This is a genomic window from Sphingopyxis sp., from assembly GCF_050725655.1.
Lineage (GTDB): Bacteria > Pseudomonadota > Alphaproteobacteria > Sphingomonadales > Sphingomonadaceae > Sphingopyxis.
The window spans coordinates 16,184-41,340 of record NZ_JBOHHT010000053.1 but is presented as its reverse complement, the minus strand read 5'-3'; the positions used below and the strand labels follow the sequence as shown (position 1 = coordinate 41,340).

The 25,157-nt window shown below is 64.3% G+C and carries 31 protein-coding genes; 11 read left to right on the top strand and 20 right to left on the bottom strand.

Annotated elements, in window-relative coordinates:
* Nucleotides 1–65: 65 nt before the first annotated feature.
* Nucleotides 66–734 (bottom strand): lysoplasmalogenase family protein, encoded by a 669-nt coding sequence (locus ACREBX_RS07030; RefSeq protein WP_431561035.1) that lies wholly within the window; start codon nucleotides 732–734, stop codon nucleotides 66–68.
* A gap of 74 nt (nucleotides 735–808) precedes the next feature.
* Here ACREBX_RS07030 and trmFO point away from each other — a divergent pair, with 74 nt between their 5' ends.
* Nucleotides 809–2,155: a methylenetetrahydrofolate--tRNA-(uracil(54)-C(5))-methyltransferase (FADH(2)-oxidizing) TrmFO gene (gene trmFO, locus ACREBX_RS07025; RefSeq protein ID WP_431561034.1), complete on the top strand. Its 1,347-nt coding sequence runs from the start codon at nucleotides 809–811 to the stop codon at nucleotides 2,153–2,155.
* On the opposite strand, the gene ACREBX_RS07020 is transcribed toward trmFO, so the two are convergent.
* On the bottom strand, nucleotides 2,152–2,619 hold the full coding sequence (locus ACREBX_RS07020) for an EF-hand domain-containing protein (protein ID WP_431561033.1): 468 nt from the start codon (nucleotides 2,617–2,619) through the stop codon (nucleotides 2,152–2,154). The two genes, trmFO and ACREBX_RS07020, sit on opposite strands and share 4 nt — an antisense overlap.
* Before the next feature lie 136 nt (nucleotides 2,620–2,755).
* Here ACREBX_RS07020 and ACREBX_RS07015 point away from each other — a divergent pair, with 136 nt between their 5' ends.
* A complete protein-coding gene (locus ACREBX_RS07015; protein ID WP_431561032.1) occupies nucleotides 2,756–3,658 on the top strand; it encodes a hydrogen peroxide-inducible genes activator in 903 nt (300 codons plus the stop codon).
* Here ACREBX_RS07015 and ACREBX_RS07010 read toward each other — a convergent pair.
* The 3 genes from ACREBX_RS07010 to pgsA are packed head-to-tail and all read right to left on the bottom strand — an operon-like array spanning nucleotide 3,655 to nucleotide 4,935.
* Complete coding sequence (locus ACREBX_RS07010) at nucleotides 3,655–4,098, bottom strand: molybdenum cofactor biosynthesis protein MoaE (RefSeq protein WP_431561031.1); 444 nt, start codon at nucleotides 4,096–4,098, stop codon at nucleotides 3,655–3,657. The genes ACREBX_RS07015 and ACREBX_RS07010 overlap by 4 nt on opposite strands.
* Nucleotides 4,095–4,352, bottom strand: coding sequence for a molybdopterin converting factor subunit 1 (gene moaD / locus ACREBX_RS07005; protein WP_431561030.1), 258 nt, complete (start codon nucleotides 4,350–4,352; stop codon nucleotides 4,095–4,097). The genes ACREBX_RS07010 and moaD overlap by 4 nt, the downstream gene beginning before the upstream one ends.
* Nucleotides 4,353–4,362: 10 nt before the next feature.
* Nucleotides 4,363–4,935, bottom strand: coding sequence for a CDP-diacylglycerol--glycerol-3-phosphate 3-phosphatidyltransferase (gene pgsA, locus ACREBX_RS07000; protein ID WP_431561029.1), 573 nt, complete (start codon nucleotides 4,933–4,935; stop codon nucleotides 4,363–4,365).
* 402 nt (nucleotides 4,936–5,337) lie between these two features.
* Between pgsA and ACREBX_RS06995 the strand changes: the two genes are divergently transcribed.
* Nucleotides 5,338–6,633 carry an MFS transporter gene (locus ACREBX_RS06995; protein WP_431561028.1) on the top strand — a complete coding sequence of 432 codons (1,296 nt, stop codon included), beginning with the start codon at nucleotides 5,338–5,340 and terminating at the stop codon, nucleotides 6,631–6,633.
* 13 nt (nucleotides 6,634–6,646) lie between these two features.
* Here the strand turns inward: ACREBX_RS06995 and ACREBX_RS06990 are convergent, their stop codons facing one another.
* From ACREBX_RS06990 to nadC, 3 genes are all read right to left on the bottom strand, one after another.
* Nucleotides 6,647–6,871, bottom strand: a complete 225-nt coding sequence (locus tag ACREBX_RS06990) for a hypothetical protein (protein ID WP_431561027.1) — start codon at nucleotides 6,869–6,871, stop codon at nucleotides 6,647–6,649.
* 94 nt (nucleotides 6,872–6,965) lie between these two features.
* Nucleotides 6,966–7,688: a ribonuclease T2 family protein gene (locus ACREBX_RS06985; RefSeq protein ID WP_431561026.1), complete on the bottom strand. Its 723-nt coding sequence runs from the start codon at nucleotides 7,686–7,688 to the stop codon at nucleotides 6,966–6,968.
* The gene (nadC, locus tag ACREBX_RS06980; protein WP_431561025.1) at nucleotides 7,675–8,523 is read right to left on the bottom strand and encodes a carboxylating nicotinate-nucleotide diphosphorylase; all 849 of its coding nucleotides are present in this window, start codon (nucleotides 8,521–8,523) and stop codon (nucleotides 7,675–7,677) included. The genes ACREBX_RS06985 and nadC overlap by 14 nt, the downstream gene beginning before the upstream one ends.
* A 94-nt stretch (nucleotides 8,524–8,617) precedes the next feature.
* Here nadC and ACREBX_RS06975 point away from each other — a divergent pair, with 94 nt between their 5' ends.
* Nucleotides 8,618–9,754: an NAD(P)H-dependent flavin oxidoreductase gene (locus tag ACREBX_RS06975; protein ID WP_431561024.1), complete on the top strand. Its 1,137-nt coding sequence runs from the start codon at nucleotides 8,618–8,620 to the stop codon at nucleotides 9,752–9,754.
* Nucleotides 9,755–9,790: 36 nt separating this feature from the next.
* Here the strand turns inward: ACREBX_RS06975 and ACREBX_RS06970 are convergent, their stop codons facing one another.
* Complete coding sequence (locus ACREBX_RS06970; RefSeq protein ID WP_431561023.1) at nucleotides 9,791–10,237, bottom strand: peptidylprolyl isomerase; 447 nt, start codon at nucleotides 10,235–10,237, stop codon at nucleotides 9,791–9,793.
* Nucleotides 10,238–10,395: 158 nt separating this feature from the next.
* On the opposite strand from ACREBX_RS06970, the gene mgtE reads away from it, so the two are divergent.
* On the top strand, nucleotides 10,396–11,847 hold the full coding sequence (mgtE, locus tag ACREBX_RS06965) for a magnesium transporter (protein ID WP_431561022.1): 1,452 nt from the start codon (nucleotides 10,396–10,398) through the stop codon (nucleotides 11,845–11,847).
* Between the two features lie 221 nt (nucleotides 11,848–12,068).
* On the top strand, nucleotides 12,069–12,197 hold the full coding sequence (locus tag ACREBX_RS06960) for an entericidin A/B family lipoprotein (protein WP_037515306.1): 129 nt from the start codon (nucleotides 12,069–12,071) through the stop codon (nucleotides 12,195–12,197).
* 22 nt (nucleotides 12,198–12,219) lie between these two features.
* On the opposite strand, the gene tatC is transcribed toward ACREBX_RS06960, so the two are convergent.
* The 9 genes from tatC to ACREBX_RS06915 all read right to left on the bottom strand — a co-directional run bounded on the left by tatC (nucleotide 12,220) and on the right by ACREBX_RS06915 (nucleotide 19,432).
* Nucleotides 12,220–12,975, bottom strand: coding sequence for a twin-arginine translocase subunit TatC (tatC, locus tag ACREBX_RS06955; RefSeq protein ID WP_431561159.1), 756 nt, complete (start codon nucleotides 12,973–12,975; stop codon nucleotides 12,220–12,222).
* A gap of 41 nt (nucleotides 12,976–13,016) precedes the next feature.
* A complete protein-coding gene (gene tatB / locus ACREBX_RS06950) occupies nucleotides 13,017–13,415 on the bottom strand; it encodes a Sec-independent protein translocase protein TatB (protein WP_431561021.1) in 399 nt (132 codons plus the stop codon).
* Between the two features lie 32 nt (nucleotides 13,416–13,447).
* Nucleotides 13,448–13,684, bottom strand: a complete 237-nt coding sequence (locus ACREBX_RS06945; RefSeq protein ID WP_137888393.1) for a twin-arginine translocase TatA/TatE family subunit — start codon at nucleotides 13,682–13,684, stop codon at nucleotides 13,448–13,450.
* Between the two features lie 25 nt (nucleotides 13,685–13,709).
* Nucleotides 13,710–14,303 carry an SMC-Scp complex subunit ScpB gene (scpB, locus tag ACREBX_RS06940; RefSeq protein WP_431561020.1) on the bottom strand — a complete coding sequence of 198 codons (594 nt, stop codon included), beginning with the start codon at nucleotides 14,301–14,303 and terminating at the stop codon, nucleotides 13,710–13,712.
* Nucleotides 14,300–15,073: a segregation and condensation protein A gene (locus ACREBX_RS06935; RefSeq protein WP_431561019.1), complete on the bottom strand. Its 774-nt coding sequence runs from the start codon at nucleotides 15,071–15,073 to the stop codon at nucleotides 14,300–14,302. The genes scpB and ACREBX_RS06935 overlap by 4 nt, the downstream gene beginning before the upstream one ends.
* A 6-nt stretch (nucleotides 15,074–15,079) precedes the next feature.
* Complete coding sequence (gene nagZ, locus ACREBX_RS06930) at nucleotides 15,080–16,087, bottom strand: beta-N-acetylhexosaminidase (RefSeq protein WP_431561018.1); 1,008 nt, start codon at nucleotides 16,085–16,087, stop codon at nucleotides 15,080–15,082.
* 107 nt (nucleotides 16,088–16,194) lie between these two features.
* Nucleotides 16,195–16,962, bottom strand: a complete 768-nt coding sequence (locus ACREBX_RS06925; protein WP_431561017.1) for an SPOR domain-containing protein — start codon at nucleotides 16,960–16,962, stop codon at nucleotides 16,195–16,197.
* Nucleotides 16,962–18,689, bottom strand: a complete 1,728-nt coding sequence (gene argS / locus ACREBX_RS06920) for an arginine--tRNA ligase (protein ID WP_431561016.1) — start codon at nucleotides 18,687–18,689, stop codon at nucleotides 16,962–16,964. Before argS ends, ACREBX_RS06925 begins: the two co-directional genes overlap by 1 nt.
* Nucleotides 18,690–18,820: 131 nt before the next feature.
* Nucleotides 18,821–19,432, bottom strand: a complete 612-nt coding sequence (locus tag ACREBX_RS06915) for a hypothetical protein (RefSeq protein ID WP_431561015.1) — start codon at nucleotides 19,430–19,432, stop codon at nucleotides 18,821–18,823.
* A gap of 234 nt (nucleotides 19,433–19,666) precedes the next feature.
* Between ACREBX_RS06915 and ispH the strand changes: the two genes are divergently transcribed.
* From ispH to rnhA, 3 genes are read left to right on the top strand one after another with little or no spacing between them, the layout of a single operon-like run.
* Nucleotides 19,667–20,647 carry a 4-hydroxy-3-methylbut-2-enyl diphosphate reductase gene (gene ispH / locus ACREBX_RS06910; protein ID WP_431561014.1) on the top strand — a complete coding sequence of 327 codons (981 nt, stop codon included), beginning with the start codon at nucleotides 19,667–19,669 and terminating at the stop codon, nucleotides 20,645–20,647.
* Nucleotides 20,647–21,609 (top strand): homoserine kinase, encoded by a 963-nt coding sequence (thrB, locus tag ACREBX_RS06905; RefSeq protein ID WP_431561013.1) that lies wholly within the window; start codon nucleotides 20,647–20,649, stop codon nucleotides 21,607–21,609. Before ispH ends, thrB begins: the two co-directional genes overlap by 1 nt.
* Nucleotides 21,606–22,079 (top strand): ribonuclease HI, encoded by a 474-nt coding sequence (rnhA, locus tag ACREBX_RS06900; protein WP_310253752.1) that lies wholly within the window; start codon nucleotides 21,606–21,608, stop codon nucleotides 22,077–22,079. The genes thrB and rnhA overlap by 4 nt, the downstream gene beginning before the upstream one ends.
* Before the next feature lie 2 nt (nucleotides 22,080–22,081).
* Here rnhA and ACREBX_RS06895 read toward each other — a convergent pair whose 3' ends face one another.
* Together ACREBX_RS06895 and ACREBX_RS06890 are read right to left on the bottom strand one after the other, a co-directional pair.
* A complete protein-coding gene (locus ACREBX_RS06895) occupies nucleotides 22,082–22,258 on the bottom strand; it encodes a YegP family protein (protein WP_083435781.1) in 177 nt (58 codons plus the stop codon).
* Nucleotides 22,259–22,347: 89 nt separating this feature from the next.
* Nucleotides 22,348–23,478, bottom strand: a complete 1,131-nt coding sequence (locus ACREBX_RS06890) for an NAD(P)/FAD-dependent oxidoreductase (RefSeq protein ID WP_431561012.1) — start codon at nucleotides 23,476–23,478, stop codon at nucleotides 22,348–22,350.
* Between the two features lie 95 nt (nucleotides 23,479–23,573).
* Here ACREBX_RS06890 and ACREBX_RS06885 point away from each other — a divergent pair, with 95 nt between their 5' ends.
* Together ACREBX_RS06885 and cpaB are read left to right on the top strand one after the other, a co-directional pair.
* Nucleotides 23,574–24,056, top strand: coding sequence for an A24 family peptidase (locus ACREBX_RS06885; protein WP_431561011.1), 483 nt, complete (start codon nucleotides 23,574–23,576; stop codon nucleotides 24,054–24,056).
* Nucleotides 24,057–24,110: 54 nt separating this feature from the next.
* Nucleotides 24,111–25,157: a Flp pilus assembly protein CpaB gene (gene cpaB, locus ACREBX_RS06880; RefSeq protein WP_431561010.1), complete on the top strand. Its 1,047-nt coding sequence runs from the start codon at nucleotides 24,111–24,113 to the stop codon at nucleotides 25,155–25,157.

The following is a 25,157-nucleotide window of genomic DNA, read 5'->3' as shown; positions in this document are numbered from 1 at the left end:
TTGAACGGTTCAGAATCCGGCCAACGCATGAAACGCGAATAAAGTCAGGCGGATTTCCGCGGCTTTCAGTTTTTCGCCGCTTCGCTCGCAACGGTGCTTACGACACCCCACGCGATCAGCGCCTGTCCCGCGAAATAGAGCGGCCAGACAAGCCACATCGTGACGTCCTTGGACAGCACAGCGCCCTCGCCCGCAAAGATGAAGAGATCGCTCGCAAGGAACATCATCGCGCCGATCCCGGTACGATAGCGCGGAAAGCGGCTCATCCACGCGGCCGCCGCCATCGCGGCGACGAACAGCGAGTAGACCGCGGCGTGCCACCAGCCCGCAGCGGGGCTCAGCATGCCCCAGACGATCACCAGCGTGGCGGGCATAGTCAGCCAGCCCAGCAGGCGCTGCGATGGAGCCATCTGCGCCCGCCGGTTGGTCAGATACAGGATGATGGCGATCAGATGTCCCACCGCGAACGCCGCCGCGCCCACGATAAGCCCTTTTGCATCGAGCAGATAATCGCCGAGCGCGCCGAAACCGAGGACGGCTGCGATCAACCAGCCGTTCTTCTCGCGTGCATTCGCCGCCGCCCAAACCGCCAGCAAGCCGACGCCGACCGTCTTCCACGCCCAGATTACGGGACCGTCCAGCCGCAAATACACCGCCACGAAAAAGCTGATCCCGCCGACCAGTGCCAACAGCCACAACCAGCGCGCCCGATCCCAGCTCCGTTCCCCGCTCATCACCACCCCTTTGCATCTTGTCTTCAACCGGCCTAGTGCGCGGCGCACGCAGGGCAAGTCAACGGATACGGTAAATGACATACGATATTCACATCATCGGCGGCGGCCTCGCCGGATCCGAAGCCGCGTGGCAGCTTGCCGAGACGGGATTACGCGTGCGCCTCTCCGAAATGCGCGGCGGCGGCGACATGACCCCCGCGCATCAGGGCGACGCGCTCGCCGAGATGGTCTGCTCGAACAGCTTTCGCAGCGACGATGGCGACAGCAATGCCGTCGGACTCCTCCACCGCGAGATGCGCACCCTCGGCTCGATCATCATGCGCGAGGCCGATGTGTACAAGGTGCCTGCGGGGTCGGCTCTCGCGGTCGATCGCGACCTGTTCTCGGGCGGCGTGACGCAGGCGCTGTCGCAGCATCCGAACATCACCATCGTCCGCGAACGCATCGATACGCTGCCGACCGAAGGGCTGACCATTGTCGCGACCGGCCCGCTCACCGCCGCCAGCCTCGCCTCGAGCATCGGCGCCGCGACCGGCAAGGACGCCCTCGCCTTTTTCGATGCGATCGCCCCCATCGTCTACCGCGACAGCGTCGACATGGACGTCGCGTGGATGGCCAGCCGCTGGGACAAGGTCGGGCCGATCGGCGACGGCAAGGATTATATCAACTGCCCGATGGACAAGGACCAGTATCACGCCTTCGTTCAGGGCTTGGTCGATGGCGACAAGACCGACTTCAAGGACTGGGAAAAGGACACGCCCTATTTTGAGGGCTGCATGCCGATCGAGGTAATGGCCGAACGCGGCCCCGAAACGCTGCGCTTCGGTCCCATGAAAGGTGTCGGCCTCGACAATCCGCGCACGGGGCGCTGGCCCTATGCCGTTGTCCAGCTGCGTCAGGACAATGCGCTTGGCACGCTGTGGAACATGGTCGGTTTCCAGACCAAGCTGAAGCACGCCGCGCAGGTCGAATTGTTCCGCACCATCCCCGGGCTCGAAAAGGCAGAGTTTGCGCGCCTCGGCGGTCTCCACCGCAACATTTTCATTCGCTCGCCGGAACTGCTCGACCAACAACTCCGCCTCAAATCGGCGCCACACATCCGCTTCGCGGGGCAGATCACCGGGTGCGAAGGCTATGTCGAAAGCGCGGCGATCGGCCTGATAGCCGCGCGCTTTGCAGCCGCCGAACTCGCCGGACGCGACCTCGCGCCGCCGCCGCCCGAAACCGCGCTCGGCGCGCTACTCGGCCACATCACCGGCGGTGCCGATGCCGCGAGCTATCAGCCAATGAACGTCAATTTCGGCCTCTTTCCGCCGCTGGCCGAGGATGTGCGCAAGAAGGATCGCAAGCTGGGATACACGCAGCGGGCGGGGGCGTCGCTGGCCGAGTGGATGAAGCGCGCCGACGGGGTCACTGCCTAGCAGCTGCACTTCGGTTTCGCCGCCTGCTTCGGCGCTGTCGTCGAAAATTCCGCGCGCGTCAGATCGCCCGACTTGTCGCCGTCGGCGCCCGCAAAGCGCTGCCCCGTCGCCGCCGCCCATTCCTCGAAGGTCAGCAGATTATTGCCGTCCTTGTCGAGCTTGCGGAATGCCGCGGTGCGCGACGACATCAGCTCGACGCGGCTGATCCGGTCGTTGCGGTCGCGGTCGAAGCGATTGAAACGCCGCTCTTCGCGCGACGCCTCTTTGGCCGCGGGCAGCGCCGGCGGCGCGGACCCGCGCTTGGGTGCCCCCGCTGCCGCGACAGGAATCGCCGGCAAGGCGGGCGGCGGATCGGGCAGCACCTCTTCCTCTGCGATCTGCGTATAACCCTTCCACATGAAAAGCCCGCCGGTCAGCAACAGCGCGCTTGCCATGCCGCCAATCAGAAAACGGGAAACTGCCATCCGCCCCTCCGCGCCGGTTTATCGGCCATAGCTAACACGGCGGCGCAGAAAACGACAACAGACGCCGCCATTATGGCCACGAATTTTAATCGGCAAACTTGTTCAAAACCTTCCCAATAATTGCTATATCCGATCAATGCACAATTACCTCCCCACACTGAAACAGATGCAATATCTTGTCGCGCTGCACGAACACGGCCATTTCGGCCGCGCCGCCGACGCCTGCAACGTCACTCAGTCGACGTTGTCGGCGGGGATTCGCGAACTCGAAACCCTGCTCGGCCAGACGCTCGTCGAACGCACCCGCCGCGTCGTTCGCTTCACCGGACTCGGCAACGCGATCGTCGAAAAGGCGCACCGCGTGCTGCGCGAGGCCGAGGAACTGGCCGATATGGCCGCCGCCGCCGCGCCGCTGGTCGGCGAACTGCGGATGAGCGTCATTCCGACGATCGCACCCTTCCTCCTCCCCGGGCTTTTGCCGCGGCTTCGCAAGGAACGCCCGTCGCTCAAGCTCTTCTTGCGCGAGGAACCGAGCGCGCAGGCATGCGAATCGCTGCACCACGGCACCGTCGACTGCGTCCTCCTCGCGCTCCCCTACGCGTGCGGCGATGTCGAAGCCGAGAATCTGTTCGACGACGCGCTGTTCGTCGCCTTCCCGGGCGACCAGTCCGAAAACCTCCCCGCGATGGTCAGCGCCGACCAGCTCGACCCGTCGCAGATGCTGATGCTCGAGGACGGCCATTGCCTGAAGGATCATGTCCTCGCCGCGTGCAACCGGCCCGAACTGCGCGCCGGTGCGCGGATGATGGGGACGTCGCTGCACACGCTGGTCCAGATGGTCGACAATGGCCTGGGCATCACGATGCTGCCGCAAATGGCGATCGAGGCCGGGATCCTCGACCATACCGACATCGACACGCGCCCGCTCGATTCGGACCATGACTGGCGCACGATCGCGCTGGTGTGGCGCAAGGGCAGCCCGCGCGCCGACGAATTCCGGATGCTCGCCGACATCTTCCGCAAGCATCAGGCCGATTAGCCGCTCCAGCGATCCGCGCGCGCGCCATCGCCTTCGCGTGGCTCGACCCATTGAACGCGCCCGTCGGCAAAGGTCTCGCGCTTCCACAGCATGACGTCGGTTTTCAGCCGGTCGATCAAAAACTCGCACGCCGCCAGCGCCTCGGCACGGTGGGCGCTGCTGGTCAGGACAAACACGATCGTCTCGCCCGGCATCATCGCGCCGACACGGTGGATCAGGGTCAGCGCCGAAAGTTGCCAGCGATCGGCCGCAGCATGCGCCAGATCGGCCAGCCCTGCCGCGGTCATCGCGGGGTGATGATCGAGGAACAACTCGGTCAAATCGCCGTCACCACGCACCCGTCCGATGAAACTGGCGCTCGCGCCATGCCCGCCCGCATCGTGCAGGTCGAGTTCGGCGGCGATGTCGATCGCCCCCGGTTGGACTCCAACGCGGATCATCCGCCCGTCACCGGCGGAAACAGCGCGACCTCGTGCGCCCCGGCAAGCGGCGCATCGGAGCCCATCATCACACCGTCGATAGCGGCGCGGATACGCTGCGGTTCGGCAAAAGCGACTTGTCCACGCGCATCGCGCGCTGCAAGCCATGCGATCAGGCTGCTGACATTGGTTACGCTCGCGGGGAGGTCGACCGTCTCATCGGCGATCCCCATCCGTTCGCGGACCCAGGCGAAATAGGCGATGTTCAGCGCCATCGGATCTGTCTCAATCCATATGCTTCAGGCCGACGCGCAGATAATCCCAGCCGGTAACCAGCGTAAGCGCCGCGGCGCCCCACAACGAGGCAAGCCCGACGGTCTTGATCCACGGCATTTCAGGCAGCGCCCCCGCCAGGATCAGCGCGCCGAAGGCGACGAGCTGGAACGTCGTCTTCCATTTGGCGAGCTGGGTCACTGGCATCGATACCTGCAGCGTCGCGAGGAATTCGCGCAGTCCCGATACGATGATTTCGCGGAGCAGGATCATCAGCGCGGCGATGACATGATAACCGGCGATGTCGCGGGTGAAGACCAGCAGCAGGATCACCGCCGCGATCATGATCTTGTCGGCGATCGGGTCGAGAAAAGCCCCCAGCCGCGACACGATCCCGCGCGAGCGTGCAACATAACCGTCAAAATAATCGGTAATGCCCATCAGGCAATACAGGCCAAAGGCGAGCGCATAGTCGATCGGCTTCGGCTGGTGCGACCCTTCGACCACCCCGGGCCACAGCAGGAACAGCAGGATCGGCACCGCCAGGATACGTGACAATGTCAGGATGTTAGGAAGGCTGAGCATGATCGCTGTCGGCGTGTCCGTGTTAGGGTGTGGGTCGCTTTATGGCGCGGTCGAGGCGACGAAATGGCGAAGATATCGACTTCGCGTGGCCGCCGCGGATGGTGGTTCCATCTGCAAGGCCGCGCGGAGGCGGTATCGAAGCCATTTCGGCGTCCCTTCGGGATTCGACCGATTTTGTCCATGGCTGCGTCAACAAGGCTTGGAATATACTCATATGCCTGCGCCTCGTCTCCTGGCCCTGAACAAAATCGCTTCGAACCTCGATCGCGCCATAAAGCGACCCACACCCTTCAAATGGGCTTTGACCCCGAATGCCCTAACCGATAAGCCCCCCCGGCGACAACCGAATTGCCTGTGGCGGCAGCCGGTGTTGACATGTCGGGCTGTAAAAATGGATTTTCAATGACCGGTTCCTTTGCGCTGCTGAAACAACGCAGGTTCCTTCCGCTCTTTGTCACGCAGCTCCTCGGCGCCTTCAACGACAATCTGTTCAAGAACGCGATGGTGCTGTTCGTCGTTTATGGCGTGTTCAACGACGAAGCGTCCGAAACATTGTTCAGCGCGGTCGCAACCGGCCTGTTCATCCTGCCCTTTTTCCTGCTCTCGGCGCTCGCCGGGCAACTCGCCGACACGCGCGACAAGGCGCGGATCATCCGCATCGTCAAATTCTGCGAGATATTGATCATGGTCGTCGGCGGCGCCGGACTTGTGCTCGCGTGGCTGGGTTTCGCCGTGCACCTGATCGCAATCCCGCTGATGATGCTCGCGCTGTTCGCGATGGGCATCCACTCGACCTTCTTCGGCCCGATCAAATATGCAATCCTGCCGCAGCATCTGAAAAGCGACGAAGTGCTTGCGGGCACGGGGCTCGTCGAGGCCGGGACGTATATCGCGATCCTCGCGGGCACGATCCTTGCCGGGGTCATCGACGTCGAATGGGCCGCACTCGGCGTCGTCCTCGTCGCCGCGATCGGCTATTGGACTGGTCGAAAGGTGCCGCCGGCGCCCCCCGAGCATGAAGAAACCGGCATCGACTGGCATATCGTCCGCTCCTCGATAACGCTCGTCCGCGGCACGATGCACATCCCGCGCCTCTATCTCGCGATCCTGTCGATCAGCTTTTTCTGGACGATCGGTGCCGTGCTGTTCATCCAGTTCCCGCCGCTGGTCAAGAATATCCTGCACGCCGACAAGAGCGTCGCCAGCCTTTTCCTCGCGATCTTCTCGATCGGTATCGCGATCGGGTCGGTCGCGGTCAACCGGTTGCTCAAGGGACAGGTTTCGGCGCGCTACAGCCCCGTCAGCGTCATCGTCATGGGCGTGTTCGTCGTCGCATTTTACTGGGTGTGCCGCAACTGGGAGCATGATCCGTCGGGCGCGATGTACGGTATCAGCGGATTTTTGAACCATGCCGACGTCTACCCCCTGCTCGCCAGCCTGCTCGGCATCGCGATCAGCGGCGGCATGTTCGTCGTGCCGCTCTACGCCTTCCTCACGACCACCGTGCCCAAGGACCAGACCGCGCGCACCGTCGCCGCGAACAATATCGTCAATTCGGGCGCGATGGTCGCGGGATCGCTGCTCGCGATGGGCCTGGGCTTCGCCGGCGTCGGCGTCGTCGACCAGTTGCTGATGAGCGCCGCGATGTGCCTCGTGTCGGCCTGGCTCGCGCAGAAGCTGCACCGCGCCTGCGATTGAACGCGCTCAGCGATCAGAGCAGGAACATCATCGTCGCGGTAAAGAAGATCGCGAAGCTCTGAAAAAACAGGCGGAAGTCATTGTTCGAAAAGATTGTTACGGGCTCGCGATGAGCCGCAAGCGCGGTTCTGAGTTCACCCTGCCAGTCCGCCGGCGCGCTGAGCCGCGCGATAACCATCTGCCGCGTGCCATGCTCGCGAACGCGGTCGCGAATATCGATATGATCGTTCGAGTCCATGCACCCGAAGCTAGGACCATGTTAACGAGTCGATAAGGTTAAAAGAGAGTTAACGCGCTACCGTCCCGCACTGATACGCTTTGACGGATTCGCCTTAACGCGCGGACATCGGTCGGACGCGGATTTGACGGACGTCTTTCGCTCCCGTCTGGAACGGCTTGCACCTTGCGGGCTTCATGCGCGGCCCCAGGCAAAGCCGCACCTCGTCGAGCCATCCCTGCCGGTCAACCGACACGGCGATCATCGGCGCGGCCACCCCCGGATTGACCGCGGAAAAGGCGCGGCGAACGCTGGCTGCGGTTTGCGGCTTGGCGGCGAGCGCCTTCATGTCGGGGAAACGGACGGCGCGGAAAAGGATTTCGGCCGAGCGAAAATAGGCCGCGGGGTTCGGGCTCATGCAGGTGCCGTGCTTCGCCCATTCGTGCTGGAGCAGCTGCGCCGACGGGGTCATGCACATATGCTTTTTCAGCACCGGCTGCGGCACGATTTTCGCCGGGCGGCACCATTGCGGATAACCGGGACTGTCCGTCTCGGGCCACAATCCGTGGAGCACCCAGCCGAAGCGGCCGTTTTCGCCCGAACATTGGAAGCGGTCACGCGCGTCCTTTGGATTGCGCACATCGGCGCAATGCTGCGGCGACCAGCTCATGCTCAGCAGATAGCCGGTGATCGCCGGATTGCGCGCGGGTTCGCCGCGCTTCGGCTGTTCAAGGCGCGGAACCGGAATCCGGTCGGTTATGCTGCACGCCAAAGCCTGCGCCTGTGCAACCGTTGGCGCGAACAACAGGCCGAAAACGGCGAGACTAGGCCAGCGCAAAATCGAGCCCGATGTCCGCTGCCGGCGCCGACTGGGTCAGCCGCCCGACCGACACAAAGGTCACGCCCGTCTCGCCGATTGCGCGGATCGTATCGAGCCGCACCCCGCCCGACGCTTCGGTCGGCACTTTGCCGCCGACGATCGCGACCGACGCGCGCAGATCGTCGAGGCCCATATTGTCGAGGAGCAGGTGCGTCGCCCCGGCACCCAGCGCGGGTTCGACCTGCGCGACGCGGTCGACCTCGACGATGATGCTGGCGATTCCGGCAGCGACCGCGCGGCGTACCGCTTCCTCGACCGATCCTGCGACCGCGACATGATTGTCCTTGATCATCGCCGCGTCCCACAGACCCATGCGGTGGTTGGTCGCCCCGCCCATACGCGTCGCATATTTCTCCAGCACGCGCAGGCCGGGGATCGTCTTGCGCGTATCGAGCAACGTCGCGCCGGTTCCCGCGAGCGCGTCGACATATTGGCGCGTCATCGTCGCAATGCCCGACAGGTGCTGCACCGTGTTCAGCGCCGATCGCTCGGCGGTCAGCATCGCGCGTGCGTTCCCCGAGAACCGCATCAGGTCGCTTCCCGATGCGACCTGCGCGCCCTCCTCGACCAGTATCTCGATCTCCATGTCCGGTTCGAGTGCGCGAAAGAATCGCTCGGCGATCGGCAATCCGGTGACGGTGATCGCGTCGCGGCTGTCCATCACCCCGCCGAAACGCGCGTCGGCGGGAATCGTCGCCATCGAGGTGATATCACCTCCCGCCCCCAAATCCTCGGCCAGCGTGGCACGAACAAAGGCATCGAGGTCGAAATCGGACAGGGAAAATTGGGTCATGAACCTGCGATAATCGGCCTGCCCAGCAAATCAACTTGACGTTTACGTCAACTGGGGCTGACATGGGTGCAAATAGACAAACGGAGAGGTCCCCATGCAATCCCCCATCTGCGCGATGCTCGGCATCGAATTCCCGCTCCTGGCCTTTTCGCATTGCCGCGACGTCGTCGTTGCCGTGTCGAAGGCCGGAGGCATGGGCGTCTTTGGCGCGGCCGCGCTGCCGCCCGAGCGGCTCGAGGAAGAACTCGCGTGGATCGACGCGCATATTGGCGGGCGCCCTTATGGCGTCGACCTGATCGTTCCCAACAGCTTTATCGGCAAGGGCGAAGCGCCCTCGTCCGGCGCCGCGAAAGTTCCGGCGTCGCACTTGAAGTTCGCCGCAGACCTGCTTGGCAAGTTTGATGTCGACGCCGCCGGCCTCGAAGCTGCGATGGAAACGCGCCAGAGCTTCGGCGACAATATGCACGAGGACGGCGCCGCAAAGCTGCTCGAGGTCGCGTTTCGCCATCCGATCAAGCTGATCGCGAACGCACTCGGCGTCCCCCCGCCGCTGATGCTCGAACTCGGTAAGCGTCATAACGTCCCCGTCGCCGCACTCGTCGGCACCCGCGACCATGCGCTCGTGCAGGTGCGGGCGGGCGTAGACATCTTGGTCGTCGCGGGCGGTGAAGCTGGCGGGCATTGCGGCGAAGTCGCAACGATGGTGCTCGTGCCCGAAGTCGCTGCGGCGGTCGAATCCGTCGGCGCCAACACGCCGATCCTCGCCGCAGGCGGCATCGTCACCGGGCGCCAGATGGCAGCGGCGATGGCGATGGGCGCACACGGCGCCTGGACCGGTTCGGTGTGGCTCACCACCGCCGAGGCCGAAACCAATCCGGTCGTGAAGGAAAAGATGCTCGCGGCGTCATCGCGCGACACGGTGCGCTCGAAAAGCCGCACCGGCAAACCGTCGCGCCAGCTCCGCTCGCCATGGACCGACGCATGGGAGGCAGAAGGCGCGCCGAAACCGCTGCCGATGCCGCTCCAGTCACTGGTCAGCGAACCCGCGCTGCGCAAGGTCGATAAATTGTCCGAAGGCGGCCACGAAGGCGCGAAGGCCCTTGCAACCTATTGGGTCGGCCAGGGCGTCGGCCTGATGAACGAGGCGATGGGCGCCGGGCAGGTCGTGCAGGAATTCAAGGAAGACTGGATCGCCGCTTGCGGGCGGCTCAACGACTTTATCGGCGACTAGGCAAAAAAATCCCCGCCGAAGCGGGGATTTTCCGGATCAGCTGACTGTCGCCTTGACGATCTTGCCGGGTTCGCGCGGCGGCTCGCCCTTGGGCAGCGCGTCAACATTTTCCATGCCTTCGATCACTTCGCCCCAGACGGTGTACTGCTTGTCGAGGAAGCCCGCGTCGTCGAAGCAGATGAAGAACTGGCTGTTGGCGCTGTTCGGGTTCTGCGACCGCGCCATCGAGCAGACGCCGCGAACATGCGGCTCGCTGCTGAATTCCTGCGGCAGGTCGGGAAGCTCGCTGCCGCCCATCCCGGTGCCCGTCGGGTCGCCGCCCTGCGCCATGAAGCCGGGGATCACGCGGTGGAACACGACGTCATCGTAGAAGCCTTCGTTCGCAAGGGCGGTGATGCGCTCGACATGCTGCGGAGCAAGGTCGGGACGGAGGCGGATGACAACATCGCCGGTCGACAGCGAAAGGGTGAGAGTGTCGGACATGGTAGAGCTCCTGTGGTCTATGTTGGCGGTCCCATAGCCGGGGCGGCGCCCAAAGCCACGCATTAAATCGCGAAAAGGCGCTCGCGCCGTTGCCATCGGCGGGCGGCAGCACTAGGGGAAGGGCTCGGACGCCGCAAGAGACCAGGGAGGACCGCGCGATGGACAAACGCGAAGATTCCCTGCCGCCGGAAGACGTGGTGATCGCCGACGATCGCGATCGGGTGCCCGTCACCCGCGAAGCCGAAACCGAGCTGGACAAAGACGACCGGCTGAAACCCGAATTCGTTCGCGACGTCATCGACCTTGCCGAAGCCGGCGAAGGCGAAGCGGCGCGCGAGCGGATCGGCCGCCTCCACCCCGCCGATATCGCCGACCTGTTCGAGCTCGCGCGCGCCGACGAGCGGCCGATGCTTGCCGCGGTCCTCGGAAAAATGCTCTCCGCCGACGTGCTCGCGGAGATGAACGATTATGTTCGTGAGGAACTGATCGACCTTCTCGCGCCGGAGCAAGTGGCCGAGCTCGCCTCCGAACTCGATACCGACGACGCCGTCGCGATCATCGAGGATATGGAGGAGGACGAACAGCAGGCCGTCCTTCAGGCGATGGAACCCGAAGATCGCGCCGCGATCGAGGATGCGCTCTCCTTCCCCGAGGAATCCGCCGGTCGCCTGATGCAGCGCGATCTGGTCGCGGTGCCGGAGCATGTGACCGTCGGTGACGTCATCGATCGGCTGCGCGAAGATACCGACCTCACCAGCGACTTCTGGGAAATTTACGTCGTTGACCCGATGCACCGCCCGGTCGGCACGTGCCAGCTCAGCTGGATTTTGCGCACGCCGCGCGACATTGCGATCAGCGATGTGATGAAGCGCGAACAGACGTTGATCCCGATCGATATGGATCAGGAAGAGGTCGCGCTGCGCTTCCAGAAATATGCGCTGATCTCCGCCGCCGTCGTCGATAGGGGCGGACGGCTCGTTGGCATGATCACGGTCGATGACGTCGTCCACATCATCCAGGAAGAGGCGGGCGAGGATATATTGCGCCTGTCGGGCGCCGGCGACGGCGACATCAACGAACCGATCCGTGAAACGTACAGCGCGCGCGTTCGCTGGCTGATCGCCAATCTTGGCACCGCGCTATTGGCCTCTTCGATCGTCGGATTTTTCGGCGGTGCGATCGAACATATGGTCGCGCTGGCGGCATTGATGCCCATCGTCGCGGGCGTCGGCGGCAATGCAGGCACGCAGACGCTGGCGGTAACCGTACGCGCACTCGCGATGAACCAGCTCACCGATTCGAACAGCTGGCGCGCGATCTTGCGCGAAATGAAGATCGCGATCCTCAACGGCGGAACGATCGCGCTGATCGCGGGAACCGCCACCGCCTTGTGGTTCGGCAATCCGCAGCTTGGCGCGGTGATCGCCGCGGCGATGGTTGTGAACATATTTGTCGCGGGCGTCGCCGGGGTGGCGATCCCCTTGCTGCTCGACCGGCTCGATCAGGACCCTGCGGTCGCGAGTTCCATTTTCGTCACGATGACGACCGATTCCATGGGATTTTTAGCCTTCCTGGGCCTCGCGGTGCTCAGCGGGCTGACCACACTTTGAGGGCAAGTCCCTGAAATCCAATCGATTCAAAAAGCTCTAAAAAAAAATTCATTGCCGCAATTTTTTTTCGGAACTTATCCGCCGCTTTGGTCGTTTCCCATTTGAGCAGCGGTCATCGCCCCCCCGCAGCGCTGCTCAGCAACATTGGCCCGGCCCGCATTCCCTCCCCCCCCCTCGAAGCGTGCCGGGCCATTTTGCAACAAATCCTGAGAGGTAGAAATATGACGAGTTACCGCGCAATCCTTCTCGCCCTGATGGCAAGCTTTCTGGTCGCTGGCTGCAATACGGTAAAGGGTGCCGGTCGCGACATCGAATCTGTCGGTCAAGCTGGCAGCGATGCCATCGACTAATCGGGACTGAGACTAACTTACCCTAAGCCTCTTCGAGAGGCTCGACAGGCGCCTCTTCGGCGCCTGTTTTGCGTCGGCGCTGGGTGAACCAGATCGCGAGCAGCGACATTTCGTACAGGAACACCAACGGCACCGCGAGCAGCAGTTGGCTCAGGATGTCGGGCGGCGTGAACACCGCAGCGATCGCAAAGGCCGCGACGATCATATAGCGCCGCGCCGAAACCAGCTGCTCACGCGTCACCAGCCCCGACCGCTCGATCAGCATCAGTAGGATCGGCAGCAAGAAAGCGATGCCGAACGCCATGATGAACTGCATCGTGAAGCTGAGGTAATTGCCGACAGTCGGCAGCGCTTCCTGCGTAATCCCGCCGACGTCGCCCTGGTATCCGAGCAGAAACTTGAGAGCGATCGGGATTGTGATGAAATAGGCGAAGCTGGCACCGGTTGCGAAAAGGATCGGGGTCGCGAGCAGGAAGGGCAGTAGAGCGCGCTTTTCCTGCTTGAACAGGCCAGGCGCGACGAATTTCCACAACTGGTTCGCGATCACCGGAAAAGCGATCATCATGGCCGCGAACAAGGCGACCTTGATCTCGACGAAAAACGCCTCGAACAGCTGCGTATAGATCAGCTTCCCTTGTCCGGCGCGAACGAGCGGCTGGACCAGAATCCCGAAGATCGGCTTGGCGTAGTAAAGGCATACGCCAAAAGCGACGCCAATTGCCAATAGCGATTTCAGCAGGCGCGACCGCAGTTCGATCAGATGATCGAGCAACGGCATCTTGCCGCCTGAGCCGTCCTCGTCAGTCGTGGTTTCTTCGGTCACGGCAGCGGGCCGTCCTTCGGCGGTATCGCGTGCGTTTCGGGCGGGTTGGCCGCCGCGGCCTCGTCGATCTCAGCCTCTGTCACGGGCTCGGTCTTCGTCGGTTCGGTCGTCGCTGCATTCGCCGAAGGCGTTGCGGGCGATGCGTTCACATCGTCGATGCGCGGAAATTCGCGCATGATCGCGTCATTCTGCTCGCGCCACTGCTTTTCGAGTTCTTCAAGTTCGGCTTCGCGCATCATCGTGTCGAGCCCGGAGCGGAAATGGCGCGCCATGCCGCGCGCCTTCGCCATCCATTTGCCGACAAAGCGCATCGCCTTGGGCAGATCCTTGGGGCCGATAACCACCAAGGCCACCACCACGACGAGCAGCAACTCGGTCGGCGCGACGTCAAACATGACCTAAAACTTCCCCCGCAATCGGACGGCGATCAGAGCTTGTCGTGCTCGGCGGTCGGGGTCGACATCGGGGTGGCATCGGGCGCGCGCTGGCCCTCGATATGCTTGGGTGCGGGCGTCGTCGGCGCGTCGTCTTCCGACATGCCCTTCTTGAAGCTTTTGATACCCTTGGCGACATCGCCCATCATGTCCGAAAAACGGCCCTTGCCGAACAGCAGCAGGACGAGAATCCCGACCACGAGCCAGTGCCAGATGCTGAAGCTACCCATCTCAAATTCTCCTTGAGGCCGCTATCTAAGCTTCCTCGCCGTCTTTTACTAGGTCCAGTTCGCCCATCGCTTCCTCGAAAGCGAGATCGACCGGGTCGAGCAGTCCTGCCGCACGCAAATCCTCGATTCCCGGCAGGTCCTTGCGGCTCGTGAGGCCGAAATGTTGCAGGAACGCGTCGGTCGTCTTGTAAATCAGCGGCCGCCCCGGAACCTCACGCCGCCCTGCAGGTGCGATCCATTCGGCCTCCATCAGCACGTCGAGCGTGCCCTTCGATGCCTGGACGCCGCGGATCGCTTCGATTTCGGCGCGGCTGACGGGCTCATGATAGGCGACGATGGCGAGCACTTCGGCCGCCGCGCGCGACAGCTTGCGCGGATCGTCGCGTTCGCGGCGGAGCAGGTGCGCGAGATCGGCAGGCGTCTGGAAATGCCAATGCCCGCCGCGCTCGACGAGTTCGATTCCGCCTCCCGCATGGCGTGCCGCAATCGTCTGGATGATCGCGCGAACCTCCCCCGGCGTCATCTCGTCGCCCAGCCGCCCCGCGACCTGCCGCGCGTCGAGCGGCGCGTCGCTCGCGAACAGCATCGCCTCTATCGCGCGTTCGAGATCGTCGATCATGCCCCGGATGCCTTCAGATAGAGAGGTTCGAACGCGCCATCCTGTTTCAGGTCGACGCGGCCCTGCCGCGCCAGTTCGAGCGCGGCGACAAAACTCGACGCAATCGCCGAGCGGCGCAGCGGTCCGTCATAGTCCGGCGGCAGGAAATCCGCCAGTTCGGCCCAGTCGAGCTTTACGCCGAGCATCCGCTGCAGATGATGGAGCGCCGCGTCGAGCGTGATCACCGGGCGCCGCGACACCATATGCACGACGGGTTCGGAGCGCAGCTTAACCTGCCCATAGGCCGACAGGAGATCATAAAGGCTGGCGTCCCAGCGCCGCACCTTGATGTCACGCAGCCCCTGGGGTTTCGCGCGCAGAAAGACGTCGCGGCCGACGCGGTCGCGCGCGAGCAGACGCGCTGCGGCCTCGCGCATCGCCGCCAGCCGCTGCAAACGCAATTGCAGGCGCAGCGCGAGTTCGTCGGGCGACGGATCCTCGAGCGGATCCTTCGGAAGCAGCAGCGCCGATTTGAGATAGGCTAGCCATGCCGCCATCACGAGATAATCGGCCGCGACCTCGAGCTTCAGTTCGCGCGCGCCGGCGATGAAGGTCAGATATTGCTCGACCAGCCCCAAAATCGAAATCTGCTTGAGATCGACCTTCTGGCTGCGAGCGAGGGTGAGCAAAAGGTCGAGCGGGCCTTCCCAGCTTTCGAGTGAAAGCTGCAAGGCATCGTCGCGCTCGGGCGCTGCCGGGGCGATTTCGAAATCGAGCGGCAGTTCCTCCATCGGCGGTCAGGCCATCGCCAGCAGCGCGTCGCGCTGATCGACCAGGGTCGCGAACGCCCGCGCGTCGTTGTCACCCGAAATCCGGTCCATTGCGCCTTCGAGCCGCGCGCGCGACACGGTGCTGATCGAGTCGAGCGCGTTGGCGATGCCGACCATATCGTCCATCTTCGCCCAGCAATTGAGTGCGATGTCGCAACCCGCGGCAATTGCATCGGCGGCGCGCGAAGGCACGTCGCCCGACAACGCCTTCATGTCGAGATCGTCGGTCATCAGCAGGCCGTGAAAGCCGATCCGCTGGCGGATGACGCTGTCGATGACGATCGGCGACAGCGTCGCGGGCCGGTCAGGGTCCCACGCTTCGAAGATGACATGGCAGGTCATCGCCATCGCCGCATCGCGCAGCGCCGCAAAGGGCGCGAGATCGGTCTGAAGATCGCGGTCGGGGGCGGCGACGGTCGGCAATGCTTCGTGCGTATCGAGCAGCGCACGGCCGTGACCCGGGATATGTTTGACGATGCCGACAACGCCGCCGGCCTGCAATCCGCCCAGGATCGCGCGGCCGAGCGCGGCAACGCGCATCGGCTCGCTGCCGAGCGCGCGGTCGCCGATCACATCGCTAGCACCCGGCTGGCGCACGTCGAGCAGCGGCAGGCAGTCGACGGTGATGCCAACCTCGGACAGCATGGCCGCAAGCGCCATCGCGTTCAGCCGCGCCGCCTCGATCGCGCTGGCCGGCGCGCGATCATAGAGCGCATCGAACGCCGCCCCGCTCGGGAAAAGCGGCCATTCGGGCGATCGCATGCGCGCCACGCGCCCGCCCTCCTGATCAATCAGGATCGGCAGATTGGCGCGCCCGTCGAGATCGCGCAGCTCATCGGTCAGCCGCCGCAACTGCTCACGATTTTCGATGTTGCGCCCGAACAGGATATAGCCCGCGGGATCGCTGTCGCGAAAGAAGGCGCGCTCGTCGTCGGTGAGGGTCAGGCCCGACAGGCCGAAAATTGCCGGTATCATCGTGCATCAAACTCCATCGATCGCCGCCCCCTCAGGCGGCAACCACGGCAAGACCATGCCATAGCAGCACGATTGCACCAACGGAGTCTGCGGCCAAGCGGGCCGAATCAGCGAACGACGACGCAATTTTCACCGGCAACGCGCAATTTTCCGCACAAATCCTTGGCATTGGCGGCTGTCCCTGCCGAGACGCGCAGCCGATAGACGGTGCCGTCGCCAATTTTCGCGGGCGAAACCGATTTGTTGAGTTCGGCGAGATAGGCGAAGCGCTTCGACAGGTTCGTCCATGCCTTCGCCGCGGCGGCGTCGCTGCTGAACGCGCCGAGCTGGATCATCGCCGACCCCGATGCCGGAGCGACCTTGGGAGCGTCGGCGGTCTTCACCGGAGCCGCAGCGGGCTTCACCTTGTCCGCCGGCGCCGTCTTGGTGGCAGCGGCTTTTGATGCAGCGGCCTTGTCCGCTGCAGCCTTTTTTACCGCGGCTTCGCGTTCCTCGGGCGTCACCGCGGGCTCTTCGGGCATACGCGTCGGATCGACCTTGCCCGCCGGTTCGGCGCCTTCGCTGGCAGAGAAGCTGGCATCGCCCTCCCCCTCGAACGCCTTGGCGCCGTCATTCTTGGGCGCGACCTTATAGTCGCCCTCCTGCGCCGCGATTAGTTCGCCGTCGCTGCGCGTGCCGCCATTCTGAACCCACCACAGACCGCCGAGAACCACCCCGATCAGCAAGAGCCCACCAAGCACCATCACGAGCAGGCGTGCCGGCGAAACCTCGCCATCTTCCTCGAACCCGTCGGCCGCTTCGAGCCAGGGCAGACGATCCTCGTCCTCGAGACCTAGACCTGCATCCCCCTGCTCTGCATTCTTGTCGCCGGCCATCAAACCATCTCCTCGATCGCCTCAACCCCCATCAGGGACAGCCCGTTACGGATAACCTGCCCGATTCCGTCGGCCAAATAAAGGCGCGTCGCGGTCAATTCGGGGTCATTGTCGAGAACGATGCGCAAGCCAGGGTCGTCGTTGCCGAGATTGTACCAGGCGTGGAACGCCGCGGCGACGTCGGCGAGGTAAAAGGCGATCCGGTGCGGTTCGCGCGCCGAGGCGGCGGCTTCGACGATACGCGGGAATTGCGCGAGCAGTTTTACCAGCCCCAGCTCATGCGCATTGAGGCGCGCGGGAGCGGGCGCAGGCAGCACGATCCCCGCATCGGCGGCCTTTTTGCGCAGCCGCGCGATACGGGCATTGGCATATTGCAGATACCAGACGGGGTTGTCGCGCGACGCCTCGACGACCTTGGCGAAGTCGAAATCCATTTGCGCGTCGGCCTTGCGCGTGAGCATCGTGAAGCGCACCGCATCCTTGCCGACCTCGTCGACGACATCGGCGAGCGTCACGAAATTGCCCGCGCGCTTCGACATTTTGAACGGCTCGCCATTCTTGAGCAGCCGAACCATCTGTACCAGTTTGACGTCGAAACGCGTCTTGCCGCCGGTCAGCGCCGCAACCGCGGCCTTGATCCGCTTGACCGTCCCGGCATGGTCGGCACCCCAGATGTCGATCAGTTCGTCGACATTCTGGCTCTTCTGGAAATGATAGGCGAGATCAGCACCGAAATAGGTCCAACTGCCGTCCGATTTCTTGATCGGGCGGTCCTGATCGTCACCGAACTGCGTCGAGCGGAACAGCGGCAATTCGACGGGCTCCCAATCCTCGGGGGTCTCGCCCTTGGGCGCCTCGAGCTGGCCGTCGTAGACGAGATCATGGTCGCGCAGCCATTTTTCGGCGGCGGCGGGTTTGCCCTCGGCCTGCAATTCGGCTTCCGACGAGAAGAGGTCGTGGTGGATGCCGAGCTTGGCAAGGTCGGCACGGATCATGTCCATCATCGCGCTGACCGCTTCGGCGCGGAACAGGCCGAGCCACGCGCTTTCGGGGGCGCTGACGAAGCGGTCGCCATATTCGACGGCGAGCTTATCGGCGACGGGCATCAAATAGTCGCCGGGATACAGCCCCTCGGGGATCGCGCCGATGTCCTCGCCGAGCGCTTCGCGATACCGCATATGCACCGAGCGGGCGAGCACATCGACCTGCGCGCCGGCGTCGTTGACATAATATTCGCGGATCACCTCGTGTCCCGCAAATTCGAGCAGCGCCGCGAGCGCATCGCCGACGACCGCGCCGCGGCAATGGCCGACGTGCATCGGGCCGGTCGGGTTCGCCGAGACATATTCGACGTTGACGCGCCGCCCCTGCCCCATCCTCGAACGGCCATAGTCGCCGCCCTCGCTGAAGATCTGTGCGAGCTCGTCGCGCCAGCTGTCATCGACGAGGCGCAGGTTGATGAAGCCCGGGCCAGCGACGCTCGCCTCGGTCACTTCGTCGAGCCCACCAAGTTCTGCCACGAGCAGATCGGCGAGTGCGCGCGGGTTCATGTCCGCGGGCTTCGCCAGCACCATCGCGGCGTTGGTCGCGACGTCGCCATGCGCGGGATCGCGCGGCGGCTCGACGCTGATCGCGCCGCGGTCGAGGCCGCCCGGCAGGGCATCGCGGGCGGCAAGCGCATCGAGCGCGGCGCCGATATGGTCGGAAAAGCGGCTGAACAGGGTCACGGGGCTGGCCTATCTTCGATCAGGAAAGTCTTGCGCGCCCTATCGCAGCTTGGCGGGCGCGAAAAGCCCCGCGGCGCCGATCGGCGCGCGGGGCGTGAAGATGCGAACGGCGCCGCAGCGCCGCCGCGGTCCTATCGTCGGACGTTATATTCGAGTTGTTCCTGCGTCAGCTGGAAGCCGACGAGCAGCTCGAAGCTCGAGCGCTGGACCGCGGCGCGCACTTCGGGAAGGCTCAGCGGATCGACCGCGGCGTCCTGATCGCCCGCCTTGCGCTTGCGCGTGATGCGCTCCTGAATGTCGGCGGGGAGCGTCGCCGCGGCGCGATCGACATAGGCCGAAGCCTGCGCACGACCGGTGCCGCGCACCTGCCCCTCGGCAAAGGTCACGGCGACATTGCCCAGCCGCTTCGCGACAACCGCGGTCCCGCCCTGCAGCACGGTGGCGTAATAGGGCAAGGTCACGGTGCGCGCGGGCCCGGCGTCGCGGCGCGTCGCGACCACGTCGAAGCTCGCGAGCTGGTAAACCTTTTCCGCGGCGTCGTTGCACTGCGGCGTCACATTGGTGATCGCCGCGACGACATCGACGGCGCGCGCATCGCGGCTCGTCGCGGGGTCGAACAGCGTGATGTCGCCGGTATGCAGCGGCACCGCGACCGCGGGACATGCGCTGCGTGTCGAGGTGATGCCGACGCCGCCGGCGAGGTCGATTTCATTGTCCTTCGCGCAGCCCGCCACCGTCGCCATGGCCGCTGTGCTACACAGCACGGTCAGGAACTTACGGGACGGAAACGAAATGGACATCATGATAAACGGGCTTTCCAAACAGGCGCTTTGACAGGCGTCGGGACAGTTGATCCCGCTTCATGCGCGCCGCTTCTTATCGGTGCGATGAACGCGGCGCAACAAAGAGAAGAACAATGGGACCGGGGACGAAGCGGCTTTACCCCGTATGGCTTGCTGCGCTAGAGCGCGCGCATCATGAACGCTCCCCATCCGACGACGCAAGCTGAAGGCAGCGAAGCGGCAGAACTCAAGGTTTTGATCGCGGCACCGCGTGGTTTCTGTGCCGGAGTCGATCGCGCGATCCGTATCGTCGAACTGGCGCTGCAGAAATATGGCGCGCCGGTCTATGTCCGGCATGAAATCGTCCACAACCGCTATGTCGTCGACTCTCTGAAGGCCATGGGCGCGATTTTCGTCGAATCGCTCGACCAGGTTCCCGATGGCGTGCCCGTAGTGTTCAGCGCGCACGGTGTGCCCAAGGCGGTGCCGGCGAAAGCCGAAATGCGCGGGCTCGACTATATCGACGCGACCTGCCCGCTGGTGTCGAAAGTGCATCGCCAGGCCGAGCGCGCGCACGAGACGGGACGTCATATCGTTTTTGTCGGCCATGCCGGCCATCCCGAGGTCATCGGGACGCTGGGTCAATTGCCCGAGGGCGCGATGACACTGGTCGAATCGGTAGACGACGTCGCAGCACTGTCGCCGCCCGATCCCGATATGCTGTCATTCCTGACACAGACGACACTGTCGGTCGACGATACGCGCGACATCATCGCGGCGCTGCAGCATCGTTTTCCCGCCATCACGGGCCCGCGCGGCGAGGATATTTGCTATGCCACGTCGAACCGCCAGGACGCGGTGAAAGCGATCGCGGGCGAATGCGATCGCATGATCGTGATCGGCGCCCCCAACAGCTCGAACAGCCTGCGCCTTGTCGAGGTCGCCGAACGGCTGGGCACCCCTGCGCATCTTGTCCAGCGTGGAACCGACGTCGATCCGGCGTGGCTGGAGGACATCCGCACGCTGGGCATCACGGCGGGCGCGAGCGCGCCGGAAACGCTGGTCCGCGAGGTGATCGACGCCGTCGCCGCGGTTCGTCCCATCGTTGAGGATGTCGTCGTCACCGCCGAAGAGAATATGGTCTTCAAACTGCCGCGCGGGCTCGAAGCAGCCTGATGGCAGTCTATACGCACGTCGAGCCCGACGACCTTGCCGCACTCGTCGCCCGTTACGACATTGGCACCGTCGTGTCGTGCAAGGGCATTGCCGAGGGCGTCGAGAACAGCAACTTCCTGCTCGAAACGACGGGCGGACGCTTCATCCTGACGCTCTATGAAAAGCGAGTCAGCGAGGGCGATCTGCCCTTCTTTGTCGACCTGCTGAACCATCTCGCCAGTCAGAACTGCCCGGTCCCGGCGATGATCCGCGATCGAAGCGGCGTTGCCATCCAGCAGGTCTCGGGCCGCGCGGCGTGCGTCATCCAGTTCCTGCCCGGCATTTCGCTGACCCAGCCGACCCCGGCCCAATGCGAAGCGGCGGGCGCCGCGCTCGGCGCGATGCACCGCGCCCTCGAAGGCTATGCAGGCGCGCGAGCGAACAGCATGGGTCATGATCACTGGCACGGCGTTGCCGAAGCGACCGGCAACCTCGATGTGGTTTTGCCGGGGCTTCAGTCGATCGTCGATGACGAACTGGCGTATCTTGACGCCCATTGGCCGAGCGACCTGCCCGCGCATGTCATCCACGCCGACCTGTTTCCGGACAATGTGCTGATGCTCGGCGACCGGGTTACCGGCCTGATCGACTTCTATTTCGCCGCGAGCGATTTTCGCGCTTACGATCTCGTCATCACACACGCGTCCTGGGCTTTTTCGTCCGACGGGAAACATTGCGACCCTGCGCGCGCCGCAGCTCTGATGCGCGGCTATGCACGCGAGATCACATTGTCGGACTCAGAAGTCGCCGCGTTGCCGCTGCTGGCGCGCGGCGCGGCGCTGCGCTTTCTTTTGACGCGCGCGCACGACTGGGTGCACACGCCCGCCGACGCGCTCGTCACGCGCAAGGACCCTTCGCCGTTCCTTGCCCGCTTGCAGCGCTATAGCGCCTCCGACGCCGCCAGCCTGTTCGCCGTCGGATGAACGAAAACACCGGCAAGACCGTGATCGTCGCCACCGACGGCGCGTGCAAGGGCAACCCCGGCCCCGGTGGCTGGGGCGCCGTGCTGCGCTGGGGCGACGTCGTGAAAAAGCTGTCGGGCGGCGAGCCCGACACGACGAACAACCGCATGGAGCTGATGGCCGCGATCGAGGCGCTCGCCGCGCTCAAGCGCAGTTGCAACGTCGAGCTGTCAACCGACAGCGTCTATGTCCGCGACGGCATCACCAAATGGATTTTCGGCTGGCAAAAGAACGGCTGGAAAACTGCGGCAAAAAAGCCGGTTGCCAATGCCGACCTGTGGCAGCGCCTCGTCAAGGAAAACGCGCGGCACAAGGTCGAATGGATCTGGGTCAAGGGCCATGCGGGCCACGGCGACAATGAACTGGCCGACCAGCTGGCGAGCGACGCCGCCCTCGAAGTCGCGCGGGCGCGCAGGGCACCCGCGCGCTAAAACTATTCCGTTTCGCGTACTTCTGCGGTGGGTCCGTTCTTCAGGATCGATTCGATCGCATTTTTCGCGGAAGCCTTACTGCTATAGCCCTCGGTCCAGAAGATGGGTTCGCTATTATATTTGAAATAGGCGACAAATTCGCCGGCCTTGTTCTTCTTGATCTCGAAATAATGGGCCATGCCATCCTCCACAGGTCGGGCTGTACCGGGGGTGGCACAGCCAAACCTATGTTAATCCAGTTGTTTCGCCGTGCAAGCCGCCAGATAGTTCAGACGAAGCGCGATGGTGCGAAGGGCGTCGGATCGACGCGGCCGATGGCGCCGCGGGGCGGTGGGGCGCCAAGCTCGGCCGCGAGCAAGGCGGCGATCGCCGGCGATGTCTGGATGCCGAATCCGCCCTGCCCCGCGCACCAGATGAAGGCGCTATCATGCCGATCGGCGCCAAAAACCGGGATGCGATCGGGCGCGAAGCTGCGCAGCCCCGCCCATTTGCGCTCAACCGCAACGACGGGCCAGTCGACCACCGACTGCATCCGGTCGATCGCGAGCGCAACGTCGAGTTCCTCCGGTGCGGCGTCGTGGGGCGCGGTCGGCGTCTCGTCATGCGGGGTCAGCCAGACACGCCCCTCGCTTTGCCCCTTGAAATAGAATTCGCCGCCGACGTGGATAACGAGCGGCAGGTCGGCGGGAACTGGAACACCCAGCCGGACCTGCATCACCGTGCGGCGATAGGGCTGGATGCCGACTGGCGCGATCCCGCACGCGGCCGCGACCTCGTCCGCCCATGCCCCGGCGGCATTGACGATCAACGCGGCGCGGACCCGCCCGCCGCCCAGTTCCACATCCCAGCCGTCGCCGACACGGCGCGCGCGCCGCAGCGGCGCACGCGTGACCAATGTTGCGCCGGCGCGCTTTGCGGCGCGAAGATAGGCCGCATGCAGGCCGCCGACATCGATGTCGCGGCACGCCGCTTCATAGGCGGCTTCGCTCCATTCGGGGCGAAGGCCCGGAACCATGCGCGAAACCGCCTCGCCCGACATTCTTGCGACATCGACACCCTGCGCCGTGAATTCGGCCGCGAAGGCGTCGACCGCCGCGGCCTCGGACCGTTGGCCCAGCGTCAATGCCCCACGCGGCGACAGGAAGCCATGATCCGAGAATTCGGGCGGCGGGCTGTTCAACGCCTCCAGCGATGCGTGGGTCAGGGGTTGCACCCCGACCCCGCCATAGCTTTCGTGCCAGAAGGCGGCTGACCGGCCCGTCGCGTGATAGCCAGGGGCATCCTCGGCCTCGGCCAGCAGGACGCGGCGCCAGGGGGCCAGTGCCGCCGCGAGGCTTGCACCGGCGATCCCGGCGCCGACAATCAGCACATCGGTGGCGGAAGGCGGCGCGTCGGTCATGCCCGCCGCATATCGGCTGGCCCGCGGAATGCAAGCCGCGCGTCCCCGCCGACATGGTTACTCTTTGGTAAGCCATATTGCGTAGGAGAAAGCCGATGGAAAGCGGCACAATCTCGCTCGGCCTGATGGCTATACTCGGCCTGCTGATGATTGCCGCGGCGATCAGCGACGTCCGGTCGCGCACCATTTCCAACGAGCTCAACGGCGCGATGGCACTGCTCGCGATCCCCTTCTGGATTGCGAGCGGCCTCGCGCTCTGGCCCGATGTGCCGCTGCAGTTCGGGGCCGCCTTTGCGGTCTTTCTCGTCTTTGCCGGCCTGTTCGCGATCGGCGCGATGGGCGGGGGTGATGTCAAAATGATCGGCGCCGTGATGCTCTGGATCCCGCCTCCGCTGTTCATGCCGACACTCACGGTCATGGCCGTCGGTGGCGGCATCCTGTCGGCCGCGATGCTTATCTATATGAAATTGCGCCCTTCGGACAAGCCGGTCGAGGTGCCCTATGGGGTAGCCATCGCCGCTGCGGGCCTTTGGGCGCTTCACCAACAATATCTTAACCAGTTTCAGGTTATCCGATGACCTGAGGGAAAAGCACGACCGTCTCTGGTGGGTGCAGGAGGGCGACAAATCGTCATGGATACGCGAAAGATTATGCTGATCGTCGGCGCGCTGGTGATTGCCATCGGCGCAGCGTTCGGGGTCAACCAGATCATGCGCGGAGCAGCTGCTCCGCAAGCTCGTGCAGCCGCGGCACCGGACATTACCGGTCCGATGATTCTTGTGGCCACGCGGCAGCTGCCCGTGGGCACGATTGTCGGCCCGGACAGCTTCCGTTTCCAGCCCTGGCCAAAGGAACTGGTCGAAAAAGCCTATTTCATGAAGGACAAGACCGACGTGAACACGTTGGTCGGGACCGTCGTTCGCTATCCGATCACGGCGGGCCAGCCCCTGACACAGGGCGCGCTGGTCCATCCCGACGATCGCGGCTTCCTCGCTGCGGCGCTTGGGCCGGGCATGCGTGCCGTCACGGTCAAGGTCAGCCAGGAACAGGGCGTCGCAGGTTTCGTCTTTCCGGGCGACCGCGTCGATGTAGTGCTCGCGCAGCGCATCTCGATCGATACGGAAAACTCGAGCTATCCCGACAAGGAATTGTTCACCGCCGAGACGATCGTTCGCAACGTCCGCATTCTGGCAACCGATCAGCGCTACGATGCCGAGGATGAGACGGGGAAGACCCCGGTTCGCACCTTCGGCTCGGTAACGCTCGAAACCACGCCGGAAATCGCCGAGAAGATCGCCGTCGCGCAGGACATGGGCAAATTGTCGCTCGCACTGCGTCCGCTGGCCGAAAGCGCCGGTGAACTCGATGCCGCGATCGCATCGGGTGAGGTCAATGTCCCGGCCACGGGCGGGGCGAGTGCGGAAAAGAAGATGCTGGCCGAAGCCGCCGCGCGTCCGACCGCCAGCCGCTCGTCGGCGACCACCGGCGGCGACGTATCGCGCTTCTGGATCCCGGTGCGCGGCCGCGTGACGGCCCCGCGGGCGCCGCAGGCCGCAGCAGCGAATAACAGCGGCTCGACGCCGTCTTATGGGGGGCGCTCGGTGTCCGTTCCGACCGGCCCGGTCGTGCGCGTGACCCGCGGCGACAAGATGACCGAAGTTCCGGTTGGGGGTAAGTAA

What these genes read in the sequence shown, in the direction of transcription:
- ACREBX_RS06935 (WP_431561019.1), bottom strand. Translation starts at nt 15,073, where the DNA reads ATGGAGGAACTGCCGCTCGATTTCGAAATCGCCCCGGCAGCGCCCGAG.
- ACREBX_RS06945 (WP_137888393.1), bottom strand. Translation starts at nt 13,684, where the DNA reads ATGGGTAGCTTCAGCATCTGGCACTGGCTCGTGGTCGGGATTCTCGTC.
- ACREBX_RS06995 (WP_431561028.1), top strand. Translation starts at nt 5,338, where the DNA reads ATGACCGGTTCCTTTGCGCTGCTGAAACAACGCAGGTTCCTTCCGCTC.
- ACREBX_RS06970 (WP_431561023.1), bottom strand. Translation starts at nt 10,237, where the DNA reads ATGTCCGACACTCTCACCCTTTCGCTGTCGACCGGCGATGTTGTCATC.
- ACREBX_RS06925 (WP_431561017.1), bottom strand. Translation starts at nt 16,962, where the DNA reads ATGGCCGGCGACAAGAATGCAGAGCAGGGGGATGCAGGTCTAGGTCTC.
- mgtE (WP_431561022.1), top strand. Translation starts at nt 10,396, where the DNA reads ATGGACAAACGCGAAGATTCCCTGCCGCCGGAAGACGTGGTGATCGCC.
- cpaB (WP_431561010.1), top strand. Translation starts at nt 24,111, where the DNA reads ATGGATACGCGAAAGATTATGCTGATCGTCGGCGCGCTGGTGATTGCC.
- scpB (WP_431561020.1), bottom strand. Translation starts at nt 14,303, where the DNA reads ATGATCGACGATCTCGAACGCGCGATAGAGGCGATGCTGTTCGCGAGC.
- rnhA (WP_310253752.1), top strand. Translation starts at nt 21,606, where the DNA reads ATGAACGAAAACACCGGCAAGACCGTGATCGTCGCCACCGACGGCGCG.
- nagZ (WP_431561018.1), bottom strand. Translation starts at nt 16,087, where the DNA reads ATGATACCGGCAATTTTCGGCCTGTCGGGCCTGACCCTCACCGACGAC.
- ACREBX_RS07015 (WP_431561032.1), top strand. Translation starts at nt 2,756, where the DNA reads ATGCACAATTACCTCCCCACACTGAAACAGATGCAATATCTTGTCGCG.
- trmFO (WP_431561034.1), top strand. Translation starts at nt 809, where the DNA reads ATGACATACGATATTCACATCATCGGCGGCGGCCTCGCCGGATCCGAA.
- nadC (WP_431561025.1), bottom strand. Translation starts at nt 8,523, where the DNA reads ATGACCCAATTTTCCCTGTCCGATTTCGACCTCGATGCCTTTGTTCGT.
- ACREBX_RS06990 (WP_431561027.1), bottom strand. Translation starts at nt 6,871, where the DNA reads ATGGACTCGAACGATCATATCGATATTCGCGACCGCGTTCGCGAGCAT.
- ACREBX_RS06915 (WP_431561015.1), bottom strand. Translation starts at nt 19,432, where the DNA reads ATGGCGACGGTGGCGGGCTGCGCGAAGGACAATGAAATCGACCTCGCC.
- ACREBX_RS06895 (WP_083435781.1), bottom strand. Translation starts at nt 22,258, where the DNA reads ATGGCCCATTATTTCGAGATCAAGAAGAACAAGGCCGGCGAATTTGTC.
- ACREBX_RS06890 (WP_431561012.1), bottom strand. Translation starts at nt 23,478, where the DNA reads ATGACCGACGCGCCGCCTTCCGCCACCGATGTGCTGATTGTCGGCGCC.
- ACREBX_RS06885 (WP_431561011.1), top strand. Translation starts at nt 23,574, where the DNA reads ATGGAAAGCGGCACAATCTCGCTCGGCCTGATGGCTATACTCGGCCTG.
- ACREBX_RS07020 (WP_431561033.1), bottom strand. Translation starts at nt 2,619, where the DNA reads ATGGCAGTTTCCCGTTTTCTGATTGGCGGCATGGCAAGCGCGCTGTTG.
- tatB (WP_431561021.1), bottom strand. Translation starts at nt 13,415, where the DNA reads ATGTTTGACGTCGCGCCGACCGAGTTGCTGCTCGTCGTGGTGGTGGCC.
- thrB (WP_431561013.1), top strand. Translation starts at nt 20,647, where the DNA reads ATGGCAGTCTATACGCACGTCGAGCCCGACGACCTTGCCGCACTCGTC.
- tatC (WP_431561159.1), bottom strand. Translation starts at nt 12,975, where the DNA reads ATGCCGTTGCTCGATCATCTGATCGAACTGCGGTCGCGCCTGCTGAAA.
- pgsA (WP_431561029.1), bottom strand. Translation starts at nt 4,935, where the DNA reads ATGCTCAGCCTTCCTAACATCCTGACATTGTCACGTATCCTGGCGGTG.
- ACREBX_RS06960 (WP_037515306.1), top strand. Translation starts at nt 12,069, where the DNA reads ATGACGAGTTACCGCGCAATCCTTCTCGCCCTGATGGCAAGCTTTCTG.
- ACREBX_RS07010 (WP_431561031.1), bottom strand. Translation starts at nt 4,098, where the DNA reads ATGATCCGCGTTGGAGTCCAACCGGGGGCGATCGACATCGCCGCCGAA.
- ispH (WP_431561014.1), top strand. Translation starts at nt 19,667, where the DNA reads ATGAACGCTCCCCATCCGACGACGCAAGCTGAAGGCAGCGAAGCGGCA.
- moaD (WP_431561030.1), bottom strand. Translation starts at nt 4,352, where the DNA reads ATGGCGCTGAACATCGCCTATTTCGCCTGGGTCCGCGAACGGATGGGG.
- ACREBX_RS06975 (WP_431561024.1), top strand. Translation starts at nt 8,618, where the DNA reads ATGCAATCCCCCATCTGCGCGATGCTCGGCATCGAATTCCCGCTCCTG.
- ACREBX_RS07030 (WP_431561035.1), bottom strand. Translation starts at nt 734, where the DNA reads ATGAGCGGGGAACGGAGCTGGGATCGGGCGCGCTGGTTGTGGCTGTTG.